Annotated in this window: 13 protein-coding genes; 2 read left to right on the top strand and 11 right to left on the bottom strand. The window is 28.6% G+C overall.

Annotated features, from left to right (window positions below):
* Positions 1-3: 3 nt before the first annotated feature.
* The 9 genes from KO506_RS14080 to KO506_RS14040 all read right to left on the bottom strand — a co-directional run bounded on the left by KO506_RS14080 (position 4) and on the right by KO506_RS14040 (position 12,991).
* The gene (locus tag KO506_RS14080; RefSeq protein ID WP_215995556.1) at positions 4-1,275 is read right to left on the bottom strand and encodes an adenylosuccinate synthase; all 1,272 of its coding nucleotides are present in this window, start codon (positions 1,273-1,275) and stop codon (positions 4-6) included.
* A gap of 64 nt (positions 1,276-1,339) precedes the next feature.
* Complete coding sequence (locus KO506_RS14075; protein WP_215995555.1) at positions 1,340-1,783, bottom strand: Fur family transcriptional regulator; 444 nt, start codon at positions 1,781-1,783, stop codon at positions 1,340-1,342.
* A 72-nt stretch (positions 1,784-1,855) separates the two neighbouring features.
* A complete protein-coding gene (locus KO506_RS14070; protein WP_215995554.1) occupies positions 1,856-4,081 on the bottom strand; it encodes a RelA/SpoT family protein in 2,226 nt (741 codons plus the stop codon).
* A gap of 67 nt (positions 4,082-4,148) precedes the next feature.
* Positions 4,149-5,381: a M48 family metallopeptidase gene (locus KO506_RS14065; RefSeq protein WP_215995553.1), complete on the bottom strand. Its 1,233-nt coding sequence runs from the start codon at positions 5,379-5,381 to the stop codon at positions 4,149-4,151.
* Positions 5,381-6,127, bottom strand: a complete 747-nt coding sequence (ppgK, locus tag KO506_RS14060) for a polyphosphate--glucose phosphotransferase (protein WP_215995552.1) — start codon at positions 6,125-6,127, stop codon at positions 5,381-5,383. Before ppgK ends, KO506_RS14065 begins: the two co-directional genes overlap by 1 nt.
* Before the next feature lie 124 nt (positions 6,128-6,251).
* Complete coding sequence (locus KO506_RS14055; RefSeq protein ID WP_215995551.1) at positions 6,252-7,046, bottom strand: TrmH family RNA methyltransferase; 795 nt, start codon at positions 7,044-7,046, stop codon at positions 6,252-6,254.
* Between the two features lie 370 nt (positions 7,047-7,416).
* On the bottom strand, positions 7,417-8,712 hold the full coding sequence (locus KO506_RS14050; protein WP_215995692.1) for an amidohydrolase family protein: 1,296 nt from the start codon (positions 8,710-8,712) through the stop codon (positions 7,417-7,419).
* Between the two features lie 5 nt (positions 8,713-8,717).
* Positions 8,718-11,681 (bottom strand): amidohydrolase family protein, encoded by a 2,964-nt coding sequence (locus KO506_RS14045; RefSeq protein ID WP_215995550.1) that lies wholly within the window; start codon positions 11,679-11,681, stop codon positions 8,718-8,720.
* A 233-nt stretch (positions 11,682-11,914) separates the two neighbouring features.
* The gene (locus KO506_RS14040) at positions 11,915-12,991 is read right to left on the bottom strand and encodes a DUF3810 domain-containing protein (protein WP_215995549.1); all 1,077 of its coding nucleotides are present in this window, start codon (positions 12,989-12,991) and stop codon (positions 11,915-11,917) included.
* Positions 12,992-13,129: 138 nt separating this feature from the next.
* On the opposite strand from KO506_RS14040, the gene dnaB reads away from it, so the two are divergent.
* Positions 13,130-14,647 (top strand): replicative DNA helicase, encoded by a 1,518-nt coding sequence (gene dnaB, locus KO506_RS14035; protein WP_215995548.1) that lies wholly within the window; start codon positions 13,130-13,132, stop codon positions 14,645-14,647.
* Between the two features lie 114 nt (positions 14,648-14,761).
* Here the strand turns inward: dnaB and KO506_RS14030 are convergent, their stop codons facing one another.
* Positions 14,762-15,730, bottom strand: a complete 969-nt coding sequence (locus tag KO506_RS14030; protein ID WP_215995547.1) for a Gfo/Idh/MocA family protein — start codon at positions 15,728-15,730, stop codon at positions 14,762-14,764.
* Positions 15,731-15,861: 131 nt separating this feature from the next.
* On the opposite strand from KO506_RS14030, the gene KO506_RS14025 reads away from it, so the two are divergent.
* Complete coding sequence (locus tag KO506_RS14025) at positions 15,862-17,121, top strand: asparagine synthetase B (RefSeq protein WP_215995546.1); 1,260 nt, start codon at positions 15,862-15,864, stop codon at positions 17,119-17,121.
* Between the two features lie 31 nt (positions 17,122-17,152).
* Here KO506_RS14025 and KO506_RS14020 read toward each other — a convergent pair whose 3' ends face one another.
* Positions 17,153-18,838, bottom strand: coding sequence for a helix-turn-helix domain-containing protein (locus KO506_RS14020; protein WP_215995545.1), 1,686 nt, complete (start codon positions 18,836-18,838; stop codon positions 17,153-17,155).
* Positions 18,839-19,079: the final 241 nt, after the last annotated feature.

Genomic DNA, 19,079 nt, shown 5'->3' with positions numbered 1-19,079 from the left:
AAACTATCTGTTAATAGTTTGTTTTCTATCAGGTCCAACAGAAACAATTTTTACTGGTACACCTGTTTCTTTTTCAATAAAAGAAATATAGTCCATTAAGTTCTGTGGTAATTCATCAGCAGAAGTCATTTTAGTTAAATCATCTTCCCAACCTTTAAATTCAGTATAATTTACAGAAACATTTTCTGGTTCTATATTGTATGGTAAATGCGTAATTTCTTCGCCTTTATAGTTGTAAGAAGTACATACTTTTAAAGTATCGAAACCAGAAAGTACATCTCCTTTCATCATCATTAATTGAGTAACTCCATTTACATCTACTGCATATTTTAAAGCTACTAAATCTAACCAACCACATCTTCTTGGTCTACCAGTTGTTGCACCAAATTCATGACCAACTTTAGCCATTGTTGCTCCATCTTCATCAAACAATTCTGTAGGAAAGGGGCCAGAACCAACTCTTGTAGTGTATGCTTTAAAAATACCAAAAACATCGCCAATTCTATTTGGAGCAACACCTAAACCTGTACAAGCACCTGCTGCAGTTGTGTTAGATGATGTTACAAATGGGTAAGTACCAAAATCGATATCTAATAAAGATCCTTGAGCACCTTCTGCTAAGATTGTTTTTTTGTCTTTTATAGCTTGGTTTAAAAAGGCTTCACTATCAATAAATTCTAAAGTTTTTAATTTATCAATTCCTCTACAAAACTCTGCTTCTAATTCTTCTAAATTATATTCTATTTGAACATCAAAGAATTCTAACATTTTAATGTGCTTTTCTGTTAAAGCATCGTATTTTTCTTTCCAGTTTTCTAATTCTAAATCGCCAACACGCATTCCATTTCTACCAGTTTTGTCCATATAAGTTGGGCCAATTCCTTTTAAAGTAGAACCTATTTTTGCTTTACCTTTAGATGTTTCTGAAGCTGCATCTAATAATCTATGCGTAGGTAAAATTAAATGTGCTTTTCTAGAAATTAATAATTTAGAAGTATAATCTATATTATGTTTGTCTAAATTTTCTAGTTCTTTTTTAAAGATAACAGGGTCTATAACTACTCCATTACCTACAACGTTTAAGGCAGTTTTATGAAAAATACCAGAAGGAATTGTGTGTAAAACGTGTTTATAACCATCAAAAATTAAAGTATGCCCAGCATTTGGACCTCCTTGAAAACGAGCAATGATGTCGTAGTTTGTGGTTAAAACATCTACAATTTTACCTTTTCCTTCATCTCCCCATTGCAATCCTAGTAATAAATCTACAGCCATTATATTTTTGTGTAATTATTTAGTTGTGTAATTTTTAATCTTTTATTTGTGTGTTGAAAACTGTTTATTTCTTTTTTGTTCCGTAAAAATAAAGGGAATGATTATGAATATCAATCTCAAAAATTTCTTCGATCGTTTTTTTGATAATTTGAATTCTTGGGTCACAAAACTCTTTAACATCACCTGTGTCAGTAAAAATTACGTGATCATGGTTCTTATCAAAATAACTTTTTTCATAACGAGCCATAGATTGCCCATCAAATTGGTGTTTACGCACCAAACCACAATCTAACAACAAATCTATTGTGTTATATAATGTTGCTCTACTAACTCTATAGTTTTTATTTTTCATTTTGATATATAAAGATTCTATATCAAAATGCTCTTCAGCATCATATATTTCTTGAAGTATAGCATAGCGTTCAGGAGTTTTTCTGTGCTTATGCTCTTGTAAATAGGTGGTAAAAACTTTTTTAACTACGTCTTGATTTTCAAGAGAATTACTCATTATATTAACTTTTACAAAAAAACAAATTTACAGTTATTTCTTAATTAAAATACACTTTTCTAAGAATGATATTTACATTCTATTAACACGTTCTACTTTTTTAACGCCTTCTACTTTTAAAATGCGCTTAATTAAGTTGTTTAATTGCGAACTATTTTTAACGCTTAATGATATTTTTCCATCAAAAATACCTTCATCTCCAGAGATGTTTATTCTCTGTAAATTAACTCCATTACTATTTGTTATAATTCGAGTTACGCTGTTAACAATACCTGAATGATCTACACCACTCATTTGTAAAACTGCTTTAAAATCTTGTTTAGTAGAGTCTATCCATTTTGCTAGCATAATTCTATATGCATAATTAGATTGTAGAGAAATTGCATTGGGACAGTTTTTTTTATGAACCTTTATACCATCATTAATTGTTAAAAAACCAAAAACTTGATCACCAGGAATTGGGCTGCAACATTTAGACAAAGTGTAATCTAATTTCTCTTCTTCTTTACCAAAAACTAATGCATCGTATTTGTTAGTAACTTCGTCTAAATTCTCTTTTATTTCTTCGTGAGTATTTGGAACTCTTCTTAATTTTGTTTTAAAGAAATTTAAAATTGTACTATTTCTTTGGTTTACAAATGCTTTTAATTGTGTGTTGTCTAAAGCACCATTACCAATTCTATAAAACAAATCGAAACTTGTTCTTAATTTAAAATAAACAACTAATTCATTAATAGTTTTATCGTTAAAAGGTATTTTTAAATGACGTAGTTTTCTGGTTAAAATAGCTTTACCTTCTTCTGCAATTCCTTTTTCTTCATCTTTTAATGCAGCTCTAATTTTTGTTTTTGCTCTGGCAGTTATTACAAAATCTAACCATCTTGCATTAGGTTTGTTTGTAGAACTAGTTATTACTTCTATCTGATCTCCACTTTTTAAAATATGGCTTAATGGTACTAATTTTCCATTTACTTTTGCTCCTCTACATTTTAAACCAATATCTGTATGTATAGAAAATGCAAAATCTAAAGCAGAAGCATCTTTTGGTAGGGATTTTAAATCACCTTTAGGTGTAAAAACATAAATTTCTTTTGCATATAAATTTAGTTTAAAATCTTCTACAAAATCAACTGCATTTAAGTTATGGTTTTCTAAAGTTTCTTTTAATTTATTTAGCCAACTTTCTAAACCACTTTCGTTTTTTAGGTTTTGTTTGTATTTAAAATGTGCAGCATAACCTTTTTCTGCAATTTCGTTCATTCTTTCAGAACGAATTTGAACTTCTACCCATTTTGCATTAGGACCAATAACTGTTATATGTAAGGCTTCATAACCTGTAGTTTTTGGTTGCGAAATCCAATCTCGTAATCGTGCAGGGTTTGGTCTAAAATTATCAGTAACAATAGAATAGATTTTCCAAGCATCGTGTTTTTCATCCTCAGAAATAGGTTTAAATACAATTCTAATTGCATATTTATCAAAAACTTCATCAAAAGTAACATTTTGCTTGTGCATTTTTCTACGGATAGAAAAAATAGATTTAAATCTACCTTTTATTTCATAGGTAAAGTTTTCTTTATCTAATCCATTTTCTAATGTTTCAGCAAAACGATTTAAGTAACCTTGTTGTTCTTCTTTACTTTCTTTTATTTTTGTTATTATACTATTGTAAACTTCTGGTTCAGTATATTTTAAGCCTAAATCTTCTAATTCTTGTTTAATATTATATAAACCTAATCTGTGTGCTAAAGGAGCATAGATGTAAATAGTTTCTGATGCAATTTTTACTTGTTTATGAGCTGGCATTGCGTCCATAGTTTGCATATTATGCAATCTGTCTGCAATTTTTATCAAAATAACTCTAACATCATCATGTAATGTTAAGAGCATTTTTCTAAAATTTTCTGCTTGTATAGAAGCGTCTTGTTCTTTATTTAAACGAGAAATTTTTGTGAGTCCGTTTACAATTCTTGCAATTGTTTCTCCAAACAACTGCTCCATATCATTTAAGGTATAATCTGTGTCTTCTACAACATCATGCAATAAAGCTGCTGCAATAGAAGTTGCACCCAAACCAATTTCCATAGCAACAATTTTTGCTACTGCAATTGGATGGAAAATATAAGGTTCTCCTGTTTTTCTTCGCTGACTAGAATGTGCATCTACTGCAATTTCAAAGGCTTTTCTTATGAGTTCCTTATCTTCTTTAGATAACACCTCATAAGTACCTTTTAGCAAATCTTTGTAACGATTTGCTATTTCCTTATTTTCTTCTTCTGGTGTTGCGTTATACTCCATAAACTCAATTAAAGGCTTAGTTTAAAACTTAAGTGAAGTTAGCAAATTAATTTTAACAGCCAAAGAATTACTTTTCTAAATTTATAATTCTTTGCAACAAAGTTGGATGTGAATAATGCATAAAAACATAAGCAGGATGAGGCGTTAAATTACTCAAACTATTTTTTGATAATTTTTTAAGAGATGTAATTAATGGTAAGCCAGCAAAAGTTTCTTTAGCATAATTATCTGCTTGATATTCGAATTTACGCGACATATAATTCATGAATAAACCTGTAATTTCTGATATTGGCGAATATAAAATTCCGAAAGCAATTAAACCAATATGAAAACTAGGAATTGAAACACCTAATGCTTCTGATAAAACAGATGAATTTATAAAAAGAGATAAAATAAATAAAGTGAATCCTGTTAGTAGGATAGAAGAAACTAAATTGAAAATGATATGTTTTTTTTTGTAATGCCCAACTTCGTGTGCTAATACAGCCACAATTTCATCAGTTTCTAAATCATTAATTAAGGTATCAAAAAGTGTTATTCTTTTTTGTGCACCAAAACCAGAAAAATAAGCGTTTGCTTTTGTAGATCTTTTAGAACCATCAATTACAAAGATATTATTAAGTGTAAAACCAACTTTTGCTGCGTATTTTTCTATGGCTGATTTTAATTCTCCATCTTCTAAAGGAGTTTGTTTGTTAAATAAAGGAACAATCAATTTTGCATAAAACATATTCATAAACAAAGAAAAAACGGCTACTAAAACCCAGGCGTAAATCCAGAAATTTTCTCCTGAAAATTGATAAAACCAAATGATGAGTGCTAAAATTCCTCCTCCAATTATCGAAGACATTAACCAACCTTTGATTTTATCTAACCAAAATGTTTTTTTGGTTGATTTGTTAAATCCGAATTTTTCTTCGATTACAAATGTTTTGTAATACGAAAAAGGTGTTGTTAAAATATCTGAACCTAACATTATTATGCCGAAGAAAATTAAAGCCACCAAAATTGGATGATTTGTATAACTTCTTGCAAAATCATCTACTAATTTAAAACCATCAGCAAAAAAGAATACTAAAGTTAAAATTATTGAAAATGATGATGTTAAGTTAGAGAATCTTTCGTTTTCTTTTTTGTAGGCTTGCGATTTTTTATATTCGTCATCATCATAAACATCAGCTAATTTTTCTGGTATTTTATCATCAAAATGTTTAGCATTTAAGGCATCTAAAATTTTATCAATAATAAAACTGATGATAATTATCGAAATAAGTACATAAAATAGAGTAGTGGGTTGCATTAATCTTTTAGATTTTTATGCGCATGCATTGCAGCACCAATAATACCTGCATTGTTTCTAAATTCAGCAACTTTTATTTTAACATCAGTTTCTAAATATTCTTTAAACTGGTCGTATTTTTTACTAATTCCACCTCCTAAAATTATTAAACTTGGCGAATAAACAATTCTAACATAATTTAGTAATTCATCAAAACGTAAAGCCCATTGTTTTAGCGTTAAATCTTCTTTTTTTCTGATAGAATCTGCAGTGTAAAATTCAATGATTTTTCCATTAGTATGTAGCATTTTACCTAATTCTAAATTAGGAATTAAAGTTCCGTTATAAAACAAACCAGAGCCAATACCTGTACCAATTGTAATTACAATTGTAACACCTTTTTGGTCTTTACCAGCTCCTAAACTCACCTCTGCTAACCCTGCTAAATCAGCATCATTACTTACATAAAAAGGAAGTTTAGTAGCTTTTTTAAAAAGTTTATCTACTTTAACATTTAACCATTTTTCGCTTAAATTACCAGAATGAATACATTGCCCATCTACAATTGTGGTAGGAAAACTACAACCTACACCTTTTTTCCAATTAAAATGTTCTACCATTTCTTTAACAACCTTTGCAACAGCCTCTGGAGTAGCAGGTTTTGGTGTATCTATTCTATGTCTTTCAGAAATTAATTCTCCTGTTTTAGTATCTACAATTGCTGCTTTTATTCCTGATCCTCCAATATCAAATCCTAATATTTTCATTCTTAATATTTTAAATTTATGATTTATTATCCAGCGAATTTGTGAATATTACTTATTGTTTTATCCTTCTAAAATATATTATTTTTTTAAAATTAAAGTAATATAAAAGCTGAATTGTTAGGTTTTATTTAAATTTTCTTTGTCTTTTAGCTTCAAATATAACAATTGCAGCTGCAACAGAAACATTCATAGAATCGATTTTACCTTGCATTGGTATGTTTATATTTTGAGTCGCTTTTTCTCTCCATATTTCTGATAAACCTGTTGCTTCTGTACCCACAACAATTGCTGATCCTTTTGTGTAATTTTCTTTATGATATTCATTAGAATTCTGCAAGGTAGCAGCATAAATATCAATTTTATTATTCTTTAAATAACTTATAATTTCTTCGGATGTTGCTGTTGCAATTTGATTTGTAAACAAACAGCCAACACTAGATCTAATTATATTTGAGTTGTATAAATCGCTTTTTGGATCTGCAATAAAAACAGCATCAATATTAGCTGCATCAGCAGTTCTTAACAAAGCACCAATATTGCCTGGTTTTTCTATACTTTCTGCAACTAGAATTAAAGGTTTTTCATTTTTAAATTCAATATTATCCAAAGAAAAACTTTTAGATTTAGTAACAGCAATAATACCTTCTGTAGATTCTCTATAGGCTAATTTTTGATAAACTTCTTTTGATATTCTTATTCGATTAATATTTGAATTAAATAGTGTTAAAATTTCTTTTTCTGATATGAGATCTTCATCAAAAAGGATAGTTTCAAAATTATAATTAGACTCAATTGCCAAGCTAATTTCACGTTTGCCTTCAATAATAAATAAACCTTGTTTTTTACGTTCTCTAGATTTCTCTTGAAGTTTTATAAGGTTTTTAATATAAGAATTATGAATGCTAGTAATTTCTTTCATTGTTGCAAATATACCTTTTAACACGATATTAAAATAAATTATGATTCTTTTATTATTGTAAAATACCTATATGTAGGTATTGTTCTAAAGCAAAATAAATATAATATTTGATGCATAGGAACCAAGTTAATGTTTGCATAATTTTAAAGGAAGGTTGTTATAAAGAAAAAGAAAATTTTAATTTGTTTTGATAAAAGAGGCTCGAATTTTTCGAGTCTTTTTTATTCTTAATTTATAAGAATTTAATAGAATAGTTTTTCTTTTCTTAATAAAATGTGTGAAATAAGATAAATGTTTGATTATTAAATGTAATACATATTAAAAAAGCCCTGATTTTCATCAGAGCTTTTTATCAAATTTAATAAAACTATTATTCAGTTTTGTATTTATTAGAATAGCGTTTCCAAAGTTTTGTTTGATGAGATTCTAAGCTAATATCTCTACCTTGTATATAAGCTTTTGTTAATTGGTTAGTTCTCATATCTAAAGCATCACCTTCAGAAATAAATAATGTTGCGTCTTTACCAACTTCTAAAGTTCCAGTAGTATCATCTATACCTAAAACTTTAGCTGAGTTAGATGTAATTAATTGCAAAGCAACTTCTTTATCTAAACCATGTGCAGAAAAAGTACCTGCATAAAAAGGAAGGTTTCTAGTATTCATACGTTCCATTTGCCCTTCCATACCAATACTAACCACAACACCTTTATCTGTTAAAGTTTTTGCAATAGTATACGTATAATCGTAAGCATCATCTTCTGAATTCGGGTTTCTGTGAGGTCTATTCAATACCACAGGAATATTATTATTAACTAACAAATCTGTAACACTTTCAGAACCTTCACCACGAACAATAACAATATTATCAATTCCTGATGCTTTTGCAATTGTTACAGCATCTGTAATTTCTCTTGCTCCACTAACGTGGATAAACAATTTTTGAGAACCATTAAAAAGACCTTCCATTGCTTGGTATGGTAAATGCATTTTCTCTTTTTTACTAGCTAAATAAGTTTTAGCATCTGTAAAATAATCTTTAATTTCAGTAGTACTAGCTGCATATTTAGGATTAGGTTTTAATGCTGGGTCTTCTCCTAACCACCATCTACCACTTGTAAAACTACCTGGCCAATTCATATGAATTGCATCATCTACTTTAAGAGCAGCATCTTCCCAATTCCAAGCATCTAATTGTACAATAGAAGAAGTACCAGAAATTGTACCACCTCTTGGTGTAATTTGTGCCATTAAAACTCCATTTGGTCTCATAGACTCAACAACTTTACTTTCGGCATTGTAAGCGATTAAACTTCTAATATGTGGATTAGAAATACCAATTTCTCTTTGATCATCACTTGCTTTTACAGCATCAATTTCTACTAAACCTAAAGTTGAGTTTGCAGCAATAAACCCAGGGTAAACGTGTTTACCTTCTGCTTTTATTACTGTTCCTTGTCTTGCAATTTTCATCATTGCAGAACCTACAAAAGTAATTTTACCATCATTAAAGATAATTAATGAGTTTTCTATTACTTTACCATTACCTAAATGTGCAGTTGCACCTTCTATAGAAATAGCTGTACTTTGTTTATCTGCAGGTGTTTGTTGTGCGTTTATGTTTCCTAATGCTAAGAATAACAGTAAACTATATATTATTTTTTTCATCATTTCTAGCTTTTATGTTCTTCTAAAGTATCACAGTGAAAATCTCTATCACCTCTTTTCATTGGGGCCTTAGTTTGTCCACCACTTGTTTTTTCTTTTAACATCATCTTTATTAAAGTACTTTTTTCTTCTTTAATCGCTTCACGTTTTTTAGCATCTATAGCTCTATCAAAAAATACTTTTCCGTCGATAATTGTTTTTTCTACTTTAGCATAAATAGACATTGGATGATTGTTCCATAAAACTACATCAGCATCTTTACCTACTTTAATACTACCTACTTTATTATCTATATGTAATAATTTTGCAGGATTAATAGTTACTGTTTTCCAAGCTTCTAATTCAGACATTCCACCATATTTAATAGTTTTGGCAGCTTCTTGATTTAAACGTCTAGACATTTCTCTATCATCAGAATTTATAGCAACTGTAACACCAGCATTGTGCATAATTGCAGCATTGTAAGGTATTGCATCATTAACTTCGTATTTGTAAGCCCACCAATCAGAAAAAGTTGAACCACCAACTCCATGTTCTGCCATTTTATCTGCAACTTTATATCCTTCTAAAATATGTGTGAAAGTGTTTATAGTAAAATCGAATTTATCTGCAACTTTCATTAACATATTAATTTCTGATTGTACATAAGAATGACAAGAAATAAAACGTTCTCCGTTTAAAATTTCGGCTAAAGTTTCCATTTCGTCATCTTTTCTATAAGGTTTACCACTTTTCTTTAAAGCATCATATTCTTTTGCTCTTGTAAAATAATCGATAAACATTTGCTCAACACCCATTCTTGTTTGTGGAAAACGAGTACCATTTCTACTTCTAGATTGTTTTACGTTTTCACCCAAAGCAAATTTTATAAACTTAGGCGAATCATCATAAATCATAGACTCAGCATTTTCTCCCCATTTTAGTTTGATGATTGCAGAGCGACCACCAATAGGATTTGCAGAACCGTGTAAAATTTGAGCAGATGTTGTACCTCCAGAAATATTTCTGTAAATGTTAATGTCTGTAGGATCTACAACATCTTCTATAGTAACTTCTGCTGATGAGTTTTGTGCACCTTCATTAATAGCAGATGCTGCAATATGAGAATGTTCATCTACAATACCAGCTGTTAAGTGTTTACCTGTACCATCAATAACAGTTGCTTTGCTTGATTTTAAGTTTTTACCAATTTTAGATATTTTACCATCAACTAAAAGAACATCTGTGTTTTCTAGAATTCCATCAGCTTCACTAGTCCAAACAGTAGTGTTTTTAATTAAAAGTATTTCTGATTTTGGTTGGGCGAAATTTCCAAAACCAATATTAGGATAACTTACAGGCATTACTGCAACAGCTTCATCAGCTTTCTTTTTCTTGCCACTTTTTTTCTTATCTACTTTTACCACTTTTTTACTTGCAGACCAAGTAGTTTCATTTCCTTTAGTATCGTAAGCAATACCTTGCATTACGTTAGATGGATTTACAATTTTACCCATCATTCTAGTATAACTATTTTTTTCGGTTAAGGTGATAGCTACCCAATCATCTTTAAAAGAAAATTTAGCTTTTACTTTTTCGTCACCCATTTTAACGGTTCCAGTTTGTTTAGCACCTTTACCAGAAATTGTTAAATCGTAATTCTTATCGTTTACAGAAAGCATATAAGTACCTGTAATATCTTTGATATTCATATCATTAATTACATTTTTAGCACCTTGTACCCAGTTTTCATACATTGTAGTTTTTGCATCAAAAACATCACCAGAAGTAATAATAAAGTTTGCATAACTACCTGTTTTTAAGTTTCCAATAGAAGAATTACCAATAATACTTGCAGGAATTGTTGTTAATGCAGCTAAGGCTTTTTCTTTATCAAAACCATATTTAATGGCTTTTTGTAAATTTTTATGGAAAGATTTTACTGATTTTAATTTATGCGTTGTTAAAGCAAAATTCACTCCGTTTTTAGCAAGTACACTTAAATTTGATGGCTCTTGATTCCATTTACGCATATCTTGTAAAGAAATTTGTTCTGCCAAAAGCGGATTAGAAACATCATAAGCAACACTAAAATCTATGGGAATAATAAAATTTGCATTAGTAGCTTTGATGTCTGCAACACGTTCGTACTCATCTCCAGAACCAACAATAGTATATTGTACAGAGAATTCATCACCAACTTTATCTGCTCTTATAGCATCTAAATGGTTATCAGTTTCAAAGATTTGTACAAGTTTTTTATTACTATTAAAAGCTTCTAAAGCCAAATCTTTATTTTTCATATTACCTTTTGCATACCAATCTGCATCATTATAAACTTGGCGTAATAAAGCCATTGCACCCATTCTAGAACTTGGGTACATTTGTTTAGATTTTGCACTTTTTTGAAAAGATAAATACTGTGCAGATTTTGTATCTAAAATTCTGTAAGCATTTGTAGAATTAGGGTTTAAAGCTACAAGTAAACCATTTCCACGAACAATACCATCTTGTAAGTGTGTGTTTACAACTCCAAAACCAGCATCAATAAAACCTTTTGCTTTTTTAGCATCGAATTTAAATCCATTAATTGGGTTTGTTTCTGGTCTAATATGGTCGTTCCAATAATAGCCTTCTCTTTCAGAAGCATATTGAGAGCCACCAAATCTACCTCTTTCTCTAGTAGGTTTTGTTATTCCAAAATCAGAATATACATCAATAAACGAAGGGTAAATTGTTTTACCTTTTAAATCTGTGGTTTGTGTGCCATTAGGAATTTTTACAGATTTACCTACATCAACTACTTTACCATCTTTAATTAATAAAGTACCTTTTTTTATAACTTCTGTTGGAGTTACATAAATGGTTGCATTGGTAAATGCATAGGTTGTGTTTTCAGTTGTTTTTACTCCAGCATCCGTAGGAAAATAATCTTGCGCATGTATGACCGAAAGCGACAAGAAAAAGAGTAAGGATAATAGTTTTTTCATGTGTTTTTAATAATTTGAATTAACTATAAATTTATTGATAAGCATTTTGTAAAATGTTAAAGGATGTTATTTTTAACAAATTTTTAAGAAAATTGACAAATACGAAGGAGTCTAGGTTTTTGAAATTCAGTATTTTAAACAAAGAAATAAATACTATAAAAACTGATTGAAAATAGTAGTTAATAATATATAAATGGAATAGAATTTTGAATTACTTAGTATCAATATTAAACTTAGAATTTATTAGAAACTTCAAAATAAGAGATTAATAAATCTACCACATAATTATAAGATGCTACACCTTTGGTTTGTTTATTTGCTTTTAAATAAGCATTGTAGCCTTTTTTTACAAGAGGCTCAAAAGGATTTTTATAGGCTTGCCAAAATAAATAACTATTGTTAAAATCTTTGGCAATACCTTTATTTACTGTTAACCAAAGCTCTTTTGATAAATTACTGTCTCGTTTTCGAATTTCTGAAATACAATACCCAAAAGCCATTCTATAGCTTGCATATTTAAAATAAATATCATCATTATAATTGGCAGCTAAAAAACCTACAAAATTAGCTTCATTTTCTGCAGCAAAACCAATTTGATGCGCCATTTCATGACATGTTGTAGTTGGATAACTGGTTTTAGGTATTTTATCATTTATCTGAGCTTCTCCTGTTAACGGATTTAGATAACCAGAAGTACCATTATAAGTTTGTAATAAACTCATTGAAGAACTCTTTACCGATGAAAATTGATATTTTAATTGCGGAAAATCTTTTGCTAAATTATCATAACCAGAAATTGCTATTTTATACATTTCTTTTTGTTGATAGGGGTTAACTACTTTTAAAGTATCGCTTTTTGTAATTTTTAATTGATAATAATTAAGCTTTTCAATAATATGTTTGGTAACTTTTGTAAGTTGATCTGTAGTATATTTTTGCTGCTGATAATTTAAGTTTTTTGCCAAAGGTTCTCTGTAATAATTTAATCCCCAGAAAAGATAAAAACAAAAATAAATTACAGATAAAACTGCTAGAAAGTGAACAATTTTTGGAATAAAATTTCTGAATTTAGATTTTATCAATATAAAAATAAAACGGACGAAAATAAAGAGTGCAAAAGCTATTAATAAATCGCCCACAGAAAAAGGAATCCAGCCTAAAAGTATTCTGAAAAATGATGAAATGTATGGATAAATTCCATTGGAATAATATCTTTCAATAATAGCAGGATTATTGCTTATAATTTGCATTAAAAGCATTTGAATAGGCAATAATATTGCTAAGAAAATGTGTCTTTTATTCCATTTCATTTGTGTAAAAATAGGGAATCAAAATAGAAGTTGACTGGTTATTAACAAGATAATAACAATTTTGTTTACAATAATTGTCAACAAATTAAAGTTTAATATTTATGGTTAACATCAACCTAAAAAAGTACATTTGTGATAATGGAAAAAACGAACACGATAGCAGGGAAAAAGATTGACAAGTCCAAAATCATTAGCCTTGAAAAAGGTAAAATTCCACCACAGGCAGTAGAATTAGAAGAAGCTGTTTTAGGTGCAATGATGATTGATAAAAAAGGGATTGATGATGTAATTGATGTGCTAAGTGCAGAAGCTTTTTATGAATCTAAACATCAAGAAATATATGCTGCAATATATGAATTGTTTCAAAATTCTGAACCAATTGATATTTTAACAGTTTCTAATTTATTAAGAAAAAATGGTAAACTTGAATTTGTAGGTGGCGATTTTTATCTGATTAAATTAACCCAAAAAGTTGCCTCTTCTGCGCATATTGAGTTCCATGCTAGAATTATTTTACAAAAATTTATTCAGCGAAGATTAATTACAATTTCTAGCGAAATTATTGAAAATGCTTATGACGAAGGTTCAGATGTTTTTGAATTATTGGATGAAGCTGAAGCTAAACTTTTTGAAGTTACTCAAGGTAATTTAAAGAAAAGTTCAGAAGATGCAGGTTCACTTGTAAAACAAGCATTACAGAAAATTCAAGAAATTGGTAATCAAGAAGGTATGTCTGGTTTAGCAACTGGTTTTACTAAATTAGATGCTTTAACTTCTGGTTGGCAACCTTCAGATTTAGTAATTATTGCAGCAAGACCAGGTATGGGAAAAACTGCATTTGTAATCTCTATGGCAAAAAATATGGCTATAGATTTTAATCATGGAGTTGCTGTTTTCTCGTTGGAAATGTCTTCTGTTCAGTTGATAACTCGTATGATTTCTTCAGAGACAGGTTTAACATCAGAAAAATTAAGAAAAGGTAATTTAGAACCACATGAATGGGAACAATTAAATGTTAAAGTAAAACGTTTATCTGATGCGCCTATTTTTATAGATGATACTCCATCTCTTTCTGTTTTTGATTTACGTGCAAAAGCAAGACGTTTAGTATCGCAACACAATGTTAGAATTTTAGTGATTGATTATTTACAATTAATGACAGCAGGAGGAAAAGCAGGAGGAAATCGTGAGCAAGAAATTTCGATGATTTCTAGAAACTTAAAAGCCTTAGCAAAAGAATTATCTGTGCCTGTAATTGCATTATCGCAGTTATCTAGGGCAGTAGAAACTCGTGGAGGATCTAAAAGACCACTTTTATCAGATTTACGTGAATCTGGAGCCATTGAGCAAGATGCAGATATTGTAAGTTTCATTTTTAGACCAGAATATTATGGAATGACAGAATGGGATGATGATGAACACACACCTTGTGAAGGTCAAGGAGAATTTATTGTAGCAAAACACAGAAATGGTGGTTTAGATAATATACGTTTAAAATTTACTGGGCATTTAGCAAAATTCTCTGATTTAGAAGAAGGTTTTAGTTCAGAATTTCAATCGTCTATGAACAATCCTTTTGATGATGATAACACTATAAACCAAAGAATTGAGCCAAAAGATGCTTTTGGTGATGATGGAGATGATGTGCCTTTCTAGTTGTTTATCTACATTAATAAAAAATTTATTAATTGGAAAAAAAACAATAAATTTATTTAAGAAATTTTAATAAAAACTACTTTTTGATTAAAGGTATTTTAGAAATTACTTGGCTCATCTTTTACCTGCAAAAATATCCATAATTTCTATCACTTTAGTAGCTTCTTTTACAGTACATGGATTTTCTCCTTCACCTAAAAAATAGTTTACAGTTTTATGAATCATTGGTTCTTGAATGTTTACAGGATTCGAAAAATAGAATTCACTTTCAGAATCATCTGTTTTTAAGTAAACATTTTCGCCATAAAAAGAAAACGTAATAACACCTTTTTCTCCGTAAATTTTACATTCGTCTTTTGTGTTTTTCTCTGATGCGTTAAAATTCCAGATTCCTCTAAAATGAATTCCGTTTTTAAATTCGATAATTCCGTTAACAATTTCATTTACACCATTTTTTTCTGATGATGTTGCAAAACCTTTTGCATTTTTAAAATCACCAAAATAATGATACATCAAATCTAATTGATGAGGAGCAATATCATAAAAATAACCACCACCAGAAATTTCGGGTTTTAACCTCCAATCACTACTAGTATTTATAACTTTGTTGCTTTTAGATTGTAGAATTTGGATATCAGCAAATAAAATTTTTCCAATACTATTTGTATCTATCAATTCTTTAACTTTTTTAAAATTAGGCAATTCTCTTCTGTAATGAGCAACAACCACTTTATCATTAGGTTTTAAAATTTTATTTAAAATTAAAGCTTCATTATAATTTATAGTGATGGGTTTTTCTAAATACACCAACATTTTTGCGTCTAAACATTTTTTTATAATTTCTAAATGAGTGGATGGTGGTGTAGCAATATAAACTGCATTAATTTTAGTGTTTGCTAATAAGTCATCTACAGAATTATACCAAAATTCAACTTGATGTCTTTCTGCAAAATCTTTTGATTTTTCTGCATTTCTACGCATAACAGCTACTAAATTAGAGTTGTTAACTTTTTGAAAAGCAGGTCCGCTTTTTAGTTCTGCAACATCTCCACAACCAATAATACCCCAGTTTATTTTATCCATTTATAACAGTAAAAGATTAAAAATTAAGTAGTCATTAACAAAATCTAAGATAAAGACTTTATTATGTTTGTAAGATAAAAATATCTATCCATAAAATATAAATTTTATAAGGATATCATTACATTTGGAATATGAAGAAGCTTTTTACTATACTATTTTTCTTAATCATCACAAACTCTATTTGGGCATCTTTTATTTATGTGCCTATGAATCATGATAATCAGAAAAATCATTTAAAAGCTTATGGAATTGTTTATTTTGGTTTAGAAGCAGGTTTAAAATCGAAATGGTTATTAAATTATGATGGAGGTGCATTTTTGATAGAAAATAACAAAGCCATAGAAAATGAATGTAAAATTAGAGGAGTTTCTTATCAAATTATTTCTGATGCGAAAGCACAATTAATTTTGCAAGAAATTTCTTCACCATCATCAAACCAAGAAGCAGTTTCTTTAGAAAAAGCACCAAAAATTGCAGTGTATTCACCTTTGGATAAAATGCCTTGGGATGATGCAGTAACAATGGTGTTAACCTACGCAGAAATTCCTTTTGATGTTATTTATGATAAAGATGTTTTGGCAGATAAGTTATTGATTTATGAGTGGCTCCATTTGCATCATGAAGATTTTACAGGGCAATATGGTAAATTTTATGGTTCTTTTAGAGTTGCACCTTGGTATGTAAAAGGCAAACAAAATGCAGAAAAATTAGCCAAAGAATTAGGTTACAATAAAGTATCCGAAGAAAAATTAGCAGTTGCAAAAAAAATTAGAGATTATGTAGTTGGTGGTGGTTTTATGTTTGCAATGTGTTCTGCAACAGATAGTTTTGATATTTCCTTGGCTGCAGAAGGTGTAGATATTGCAGAAGCTATGTTTGATGGTGATGCTACAACACCTAATTATCAATCTAAAATAAATTACAATAAAACTTTTGCTTTTACCAATTTCGAATTAGAAAGAAGTCCAACTAAATACGAGTTTTCTTCTATAGATATGACACGTAAACGCAGAATACCAAAAACTTCAGATTATTTTTCTTTGATAGAATTCTCTGCAAAATGGGATCCTGTACCAACAATGTTAACACAAAATCATACAATATTGGTAAAAGGTTTTATGGGGCAAACCACTTCTTTTGATAGAAATACTGTAAAATCGAATGTTTTGGTTTTAGGTGAAAATAAAACAAATAGAGAGGCAAGATACATTCATGGTACAAAAGGAAAAGGAATGTTTACCTTTTATGGAGGTCATGATCCAGAAGATTATACGCATAGAGTAGGAGATCCAAAAACGGAATTAGATTTGCATCCTACATCACCTGGTTATCGTTTAATTTTAAACAATGTATTATTTCCTGCAGCTAAAAAGAAGAAGCAAAAAACTTAAGCCAACTTTTATATGCAACTAGGAAAAAGATTTAAACAGCTTCTTTTTTATTCAACTCTTTAATGTAATAAGAAGGTTTTAAACCTGTTTTTTTATGAAAAGCATTAGAAAAAGACTCTGCATTTTTAAAACCAACTTCATTTGCAATTGCTTTAATCGTATATTTTTGTATGGTTGAATCTCTTTGTAAGATGTCTAGAGTATGATTAATTCTCAACTCATTTAAATAAGCAGAAAAGCTTTTACCTTTATAATGATTAATTATTTTTGATAGATAATTAGAATTAGTTCCTAAACCTTTAGCTAAAGAATTTAAGGTAATCGAAATATTTGTAAACTCTTTTTTGGTTTCAAAAATCTTTAATTGTTTTAAAGTTTTGGTAACAACTTCTTCAGGAACAGCTATTTTTTTTATTTTAATAATTTTCTCTGCTGTATTTTCTTTTTTAATGGATAGTTCTTTTTGTAATTGGTAAAAACGTTTTTTTAAGCCTTTTCTTTTTTGATATTGATAAACCATTAAAATTAGAGCAAATAAAGCAATACTTGTTAAAATAATTTTAATAATGTTAGAAGTATGAGCTTCTGCTTTAAGTTTTTTAATAGCCGCTTCTTTTTCAGCTATTAATTTGGGGTTATCGTATTCTTCTGTAAATGTTTTAGCAAGATTTTTACTTCTAATATGCAGAATGCTATCAACTTTTATTAATTTTTCTATGTATTTTAATTGATTTTTTAAGTCGTTTTTATTCTTATAATAATTTATTAAAAAATTGTAACTGTTTTTTTGAGATGATAGTGTAATATTTGTTTTTTGATATAAAGAATCTATTTTTAGATTGTATAACAAAGTATTTTCTGGCTGATTTAATTTTGAATAAGATTTAGCTATAAAATTATAAATGGAAGATAAGTTTGGGTAATCTTCATTGTCTATAAATAAAGGTGCGACTTTTTTATAACTGTTAATAGCAGATTTATAATTCTTTTGTTTATAACTTATATGTCCTTGTGTACGATATGAGTAACCAATAATTATAGAATTATTAATTTTTGCCCCAAATTCTTGAACCTTTTTATTGAAGTAAAGAGCAGAATCATACTGCTTTGTTTTAATGTAAAGTGTAGATAAATTCTCTAGTAAAGAAAAATAGTTATCATCATCAATTTTTTGTTTGTTTTGGTTGTAATAATTGTAAGATTTTAAAAAAAGTTTTTTAGCTGCCGATAATTCTTTATTTTTTATTTTTAAAACTCCAATTCTTTGTTTAATAATAAATTTAAGACTATCGTTTTTATTGGAATATTTTAGAGCTAAAAGATAATTTTTTAAAGATTTATTGTTTTTTCTAGCTACAATATAATACCAACCTTTATTCATATAAGCATATGCAGGAAACATTTTTGTAGGTTTCTTTTCTGTTTTTAAGATTAAATCATCTAAATAATTTAAATAAATTGAATCATTTTTAAAAACCTCACCTAAATAGTAGTATCCATCTATACTATTTATAGTGTCTTTTTCTTTTTTAGCTTTGTATAAATAAATATCTGCAAATGATTTTGCTTTTATAGAATCTACGAATTTATATTCATAATATTTATTAGATAAAAAGTTAAAACTAGAGTCTATTAACGTGTTTTTAGTTTGCGCATTTAGACCATTTAACAAAAAATATATAAAAATAAATTGCAGATAAAGATATTTCTTATTCATATAGTATTTATGAACTCCAAAATTAAAGAATAATTTCTTAAATCACTCGATTTTCATAAATATCGTGTGTATATATTAGTGTTTTCTAAAGACGAACTCTACTTTCGTGCTATCAGAAAATGTTTACATTTTATGTAAACAATGGGAAAGTTAAGTGAAAAAGAATATCCCTCAATAAGATAATTATAATTATCATTATTTAATGTAGAGTTTGTGCAGAGTATCAAATTCTTATTTAAAT

It is taken from the genome of Polaribacter vadi (assembly GCF_018861005.1).
Lineage (GTDB): Bacteria > Bacteroidota > Bacteroidia > Flavobacteriales > Flavobacteriaceae > Polaribacter > Polaribacter vadi_A.
This window is presented reverse-complemented; position numbering and strand designations above follow the sequence as displayed.

Excerpts from the sequence above, each read along its gene's own strand:
- KO506_RS14080 (WP_215995556.1), bottom strand. The coding sequence starts at position 1,275 with ATGGCTGTAGATTTATTACTAGGATTGCAATGGGGAGATGAAGGAAAA.
- KO506_RS14075 (WP_215995555.1), bottom strand. The coding sequence starts at position 1,783 with ATGAGTAATTCTCTTGAAAATCAAGACGTAGTTAAAAAAGTTTTTACC.
- KO506_RS14070 (WP_215995554.1), bottom strand. The coding sequence starts at position 4,081 with ATGGAGTATAACGCAACACCAGAAGAAGAAAATAAGGAAATAGCAAAT.
- KO506_RS14065 (WP_215995553.1), bottom strand. The coding sequence starts at position 5,381 with ATGCAACCCACTACTCTATTTTATGTACTTATTTCGATAATTATCATC.
- ppgK (WP_215995552.1), bottom strand. The coding sequence starts at position 6,127 with ATGAAAATATTAGGATTTGATATTGGAGGATCAGGAATAAAAGCAGCA.
- KO506_RS14055 (WP_215995551.1), bottom strand. The coding sequence starts at position 7,046 with ATGAAAGAAATTACTAGCATTCATAATTCTTATATTAAAAACCTTATA.
- KO506_RS14050 (WP_215995692.1), bottom strand. The coding sequence starts at position 8,712 with ATGAAAAAAATAATATATAGTTTACTGTTATTCTTAGCATTAGGAAAC.
- KO506_RS14045 (WP_215995550.1), bottom strand. The coding sequence starts at position 11,681 with ATGAAAAAACTATTATCCTTACTCTTTTTCTTGTCGCTTTCGGTCATA.
- KO506_RS14040 (WP_215995549.1), bottom strand. The coding sequence starts at position 12,991 with ATGAAATGGAATAAAAGACACATTTTCTTAGCAATATTATTGCCTATT.
- dnaB (WP_215995548.1), top strand. The coding sequence starts at position 13,130 with ATGGAAAAAACGAACACGATAGCAGGGAAAAAGATTGACAAGTCCAAA.
- KO506_RS14030 (WP_215995547.1), bottom strand. The coding sequence starts at position 15,730 with ATGGATAAAATAAACTGGGGTATTATTGGTTGTGGAGATGTTGCAGAA.
- KO506_RS14025 (WP_215995546.1), top strand. The coding sequence starts at position 15,862 with ATGAAGAAGCTTTTTACTATACTATTTTTCTTAATCATCACAAACTCT.
- KO506_RS14020 (WP_215995545.1), bottom strand. The coding sequence starts at position 18,838 with ATGAATAAGAAATATCTTTATCTGCAATTTATTTTTATATATTTTTTG.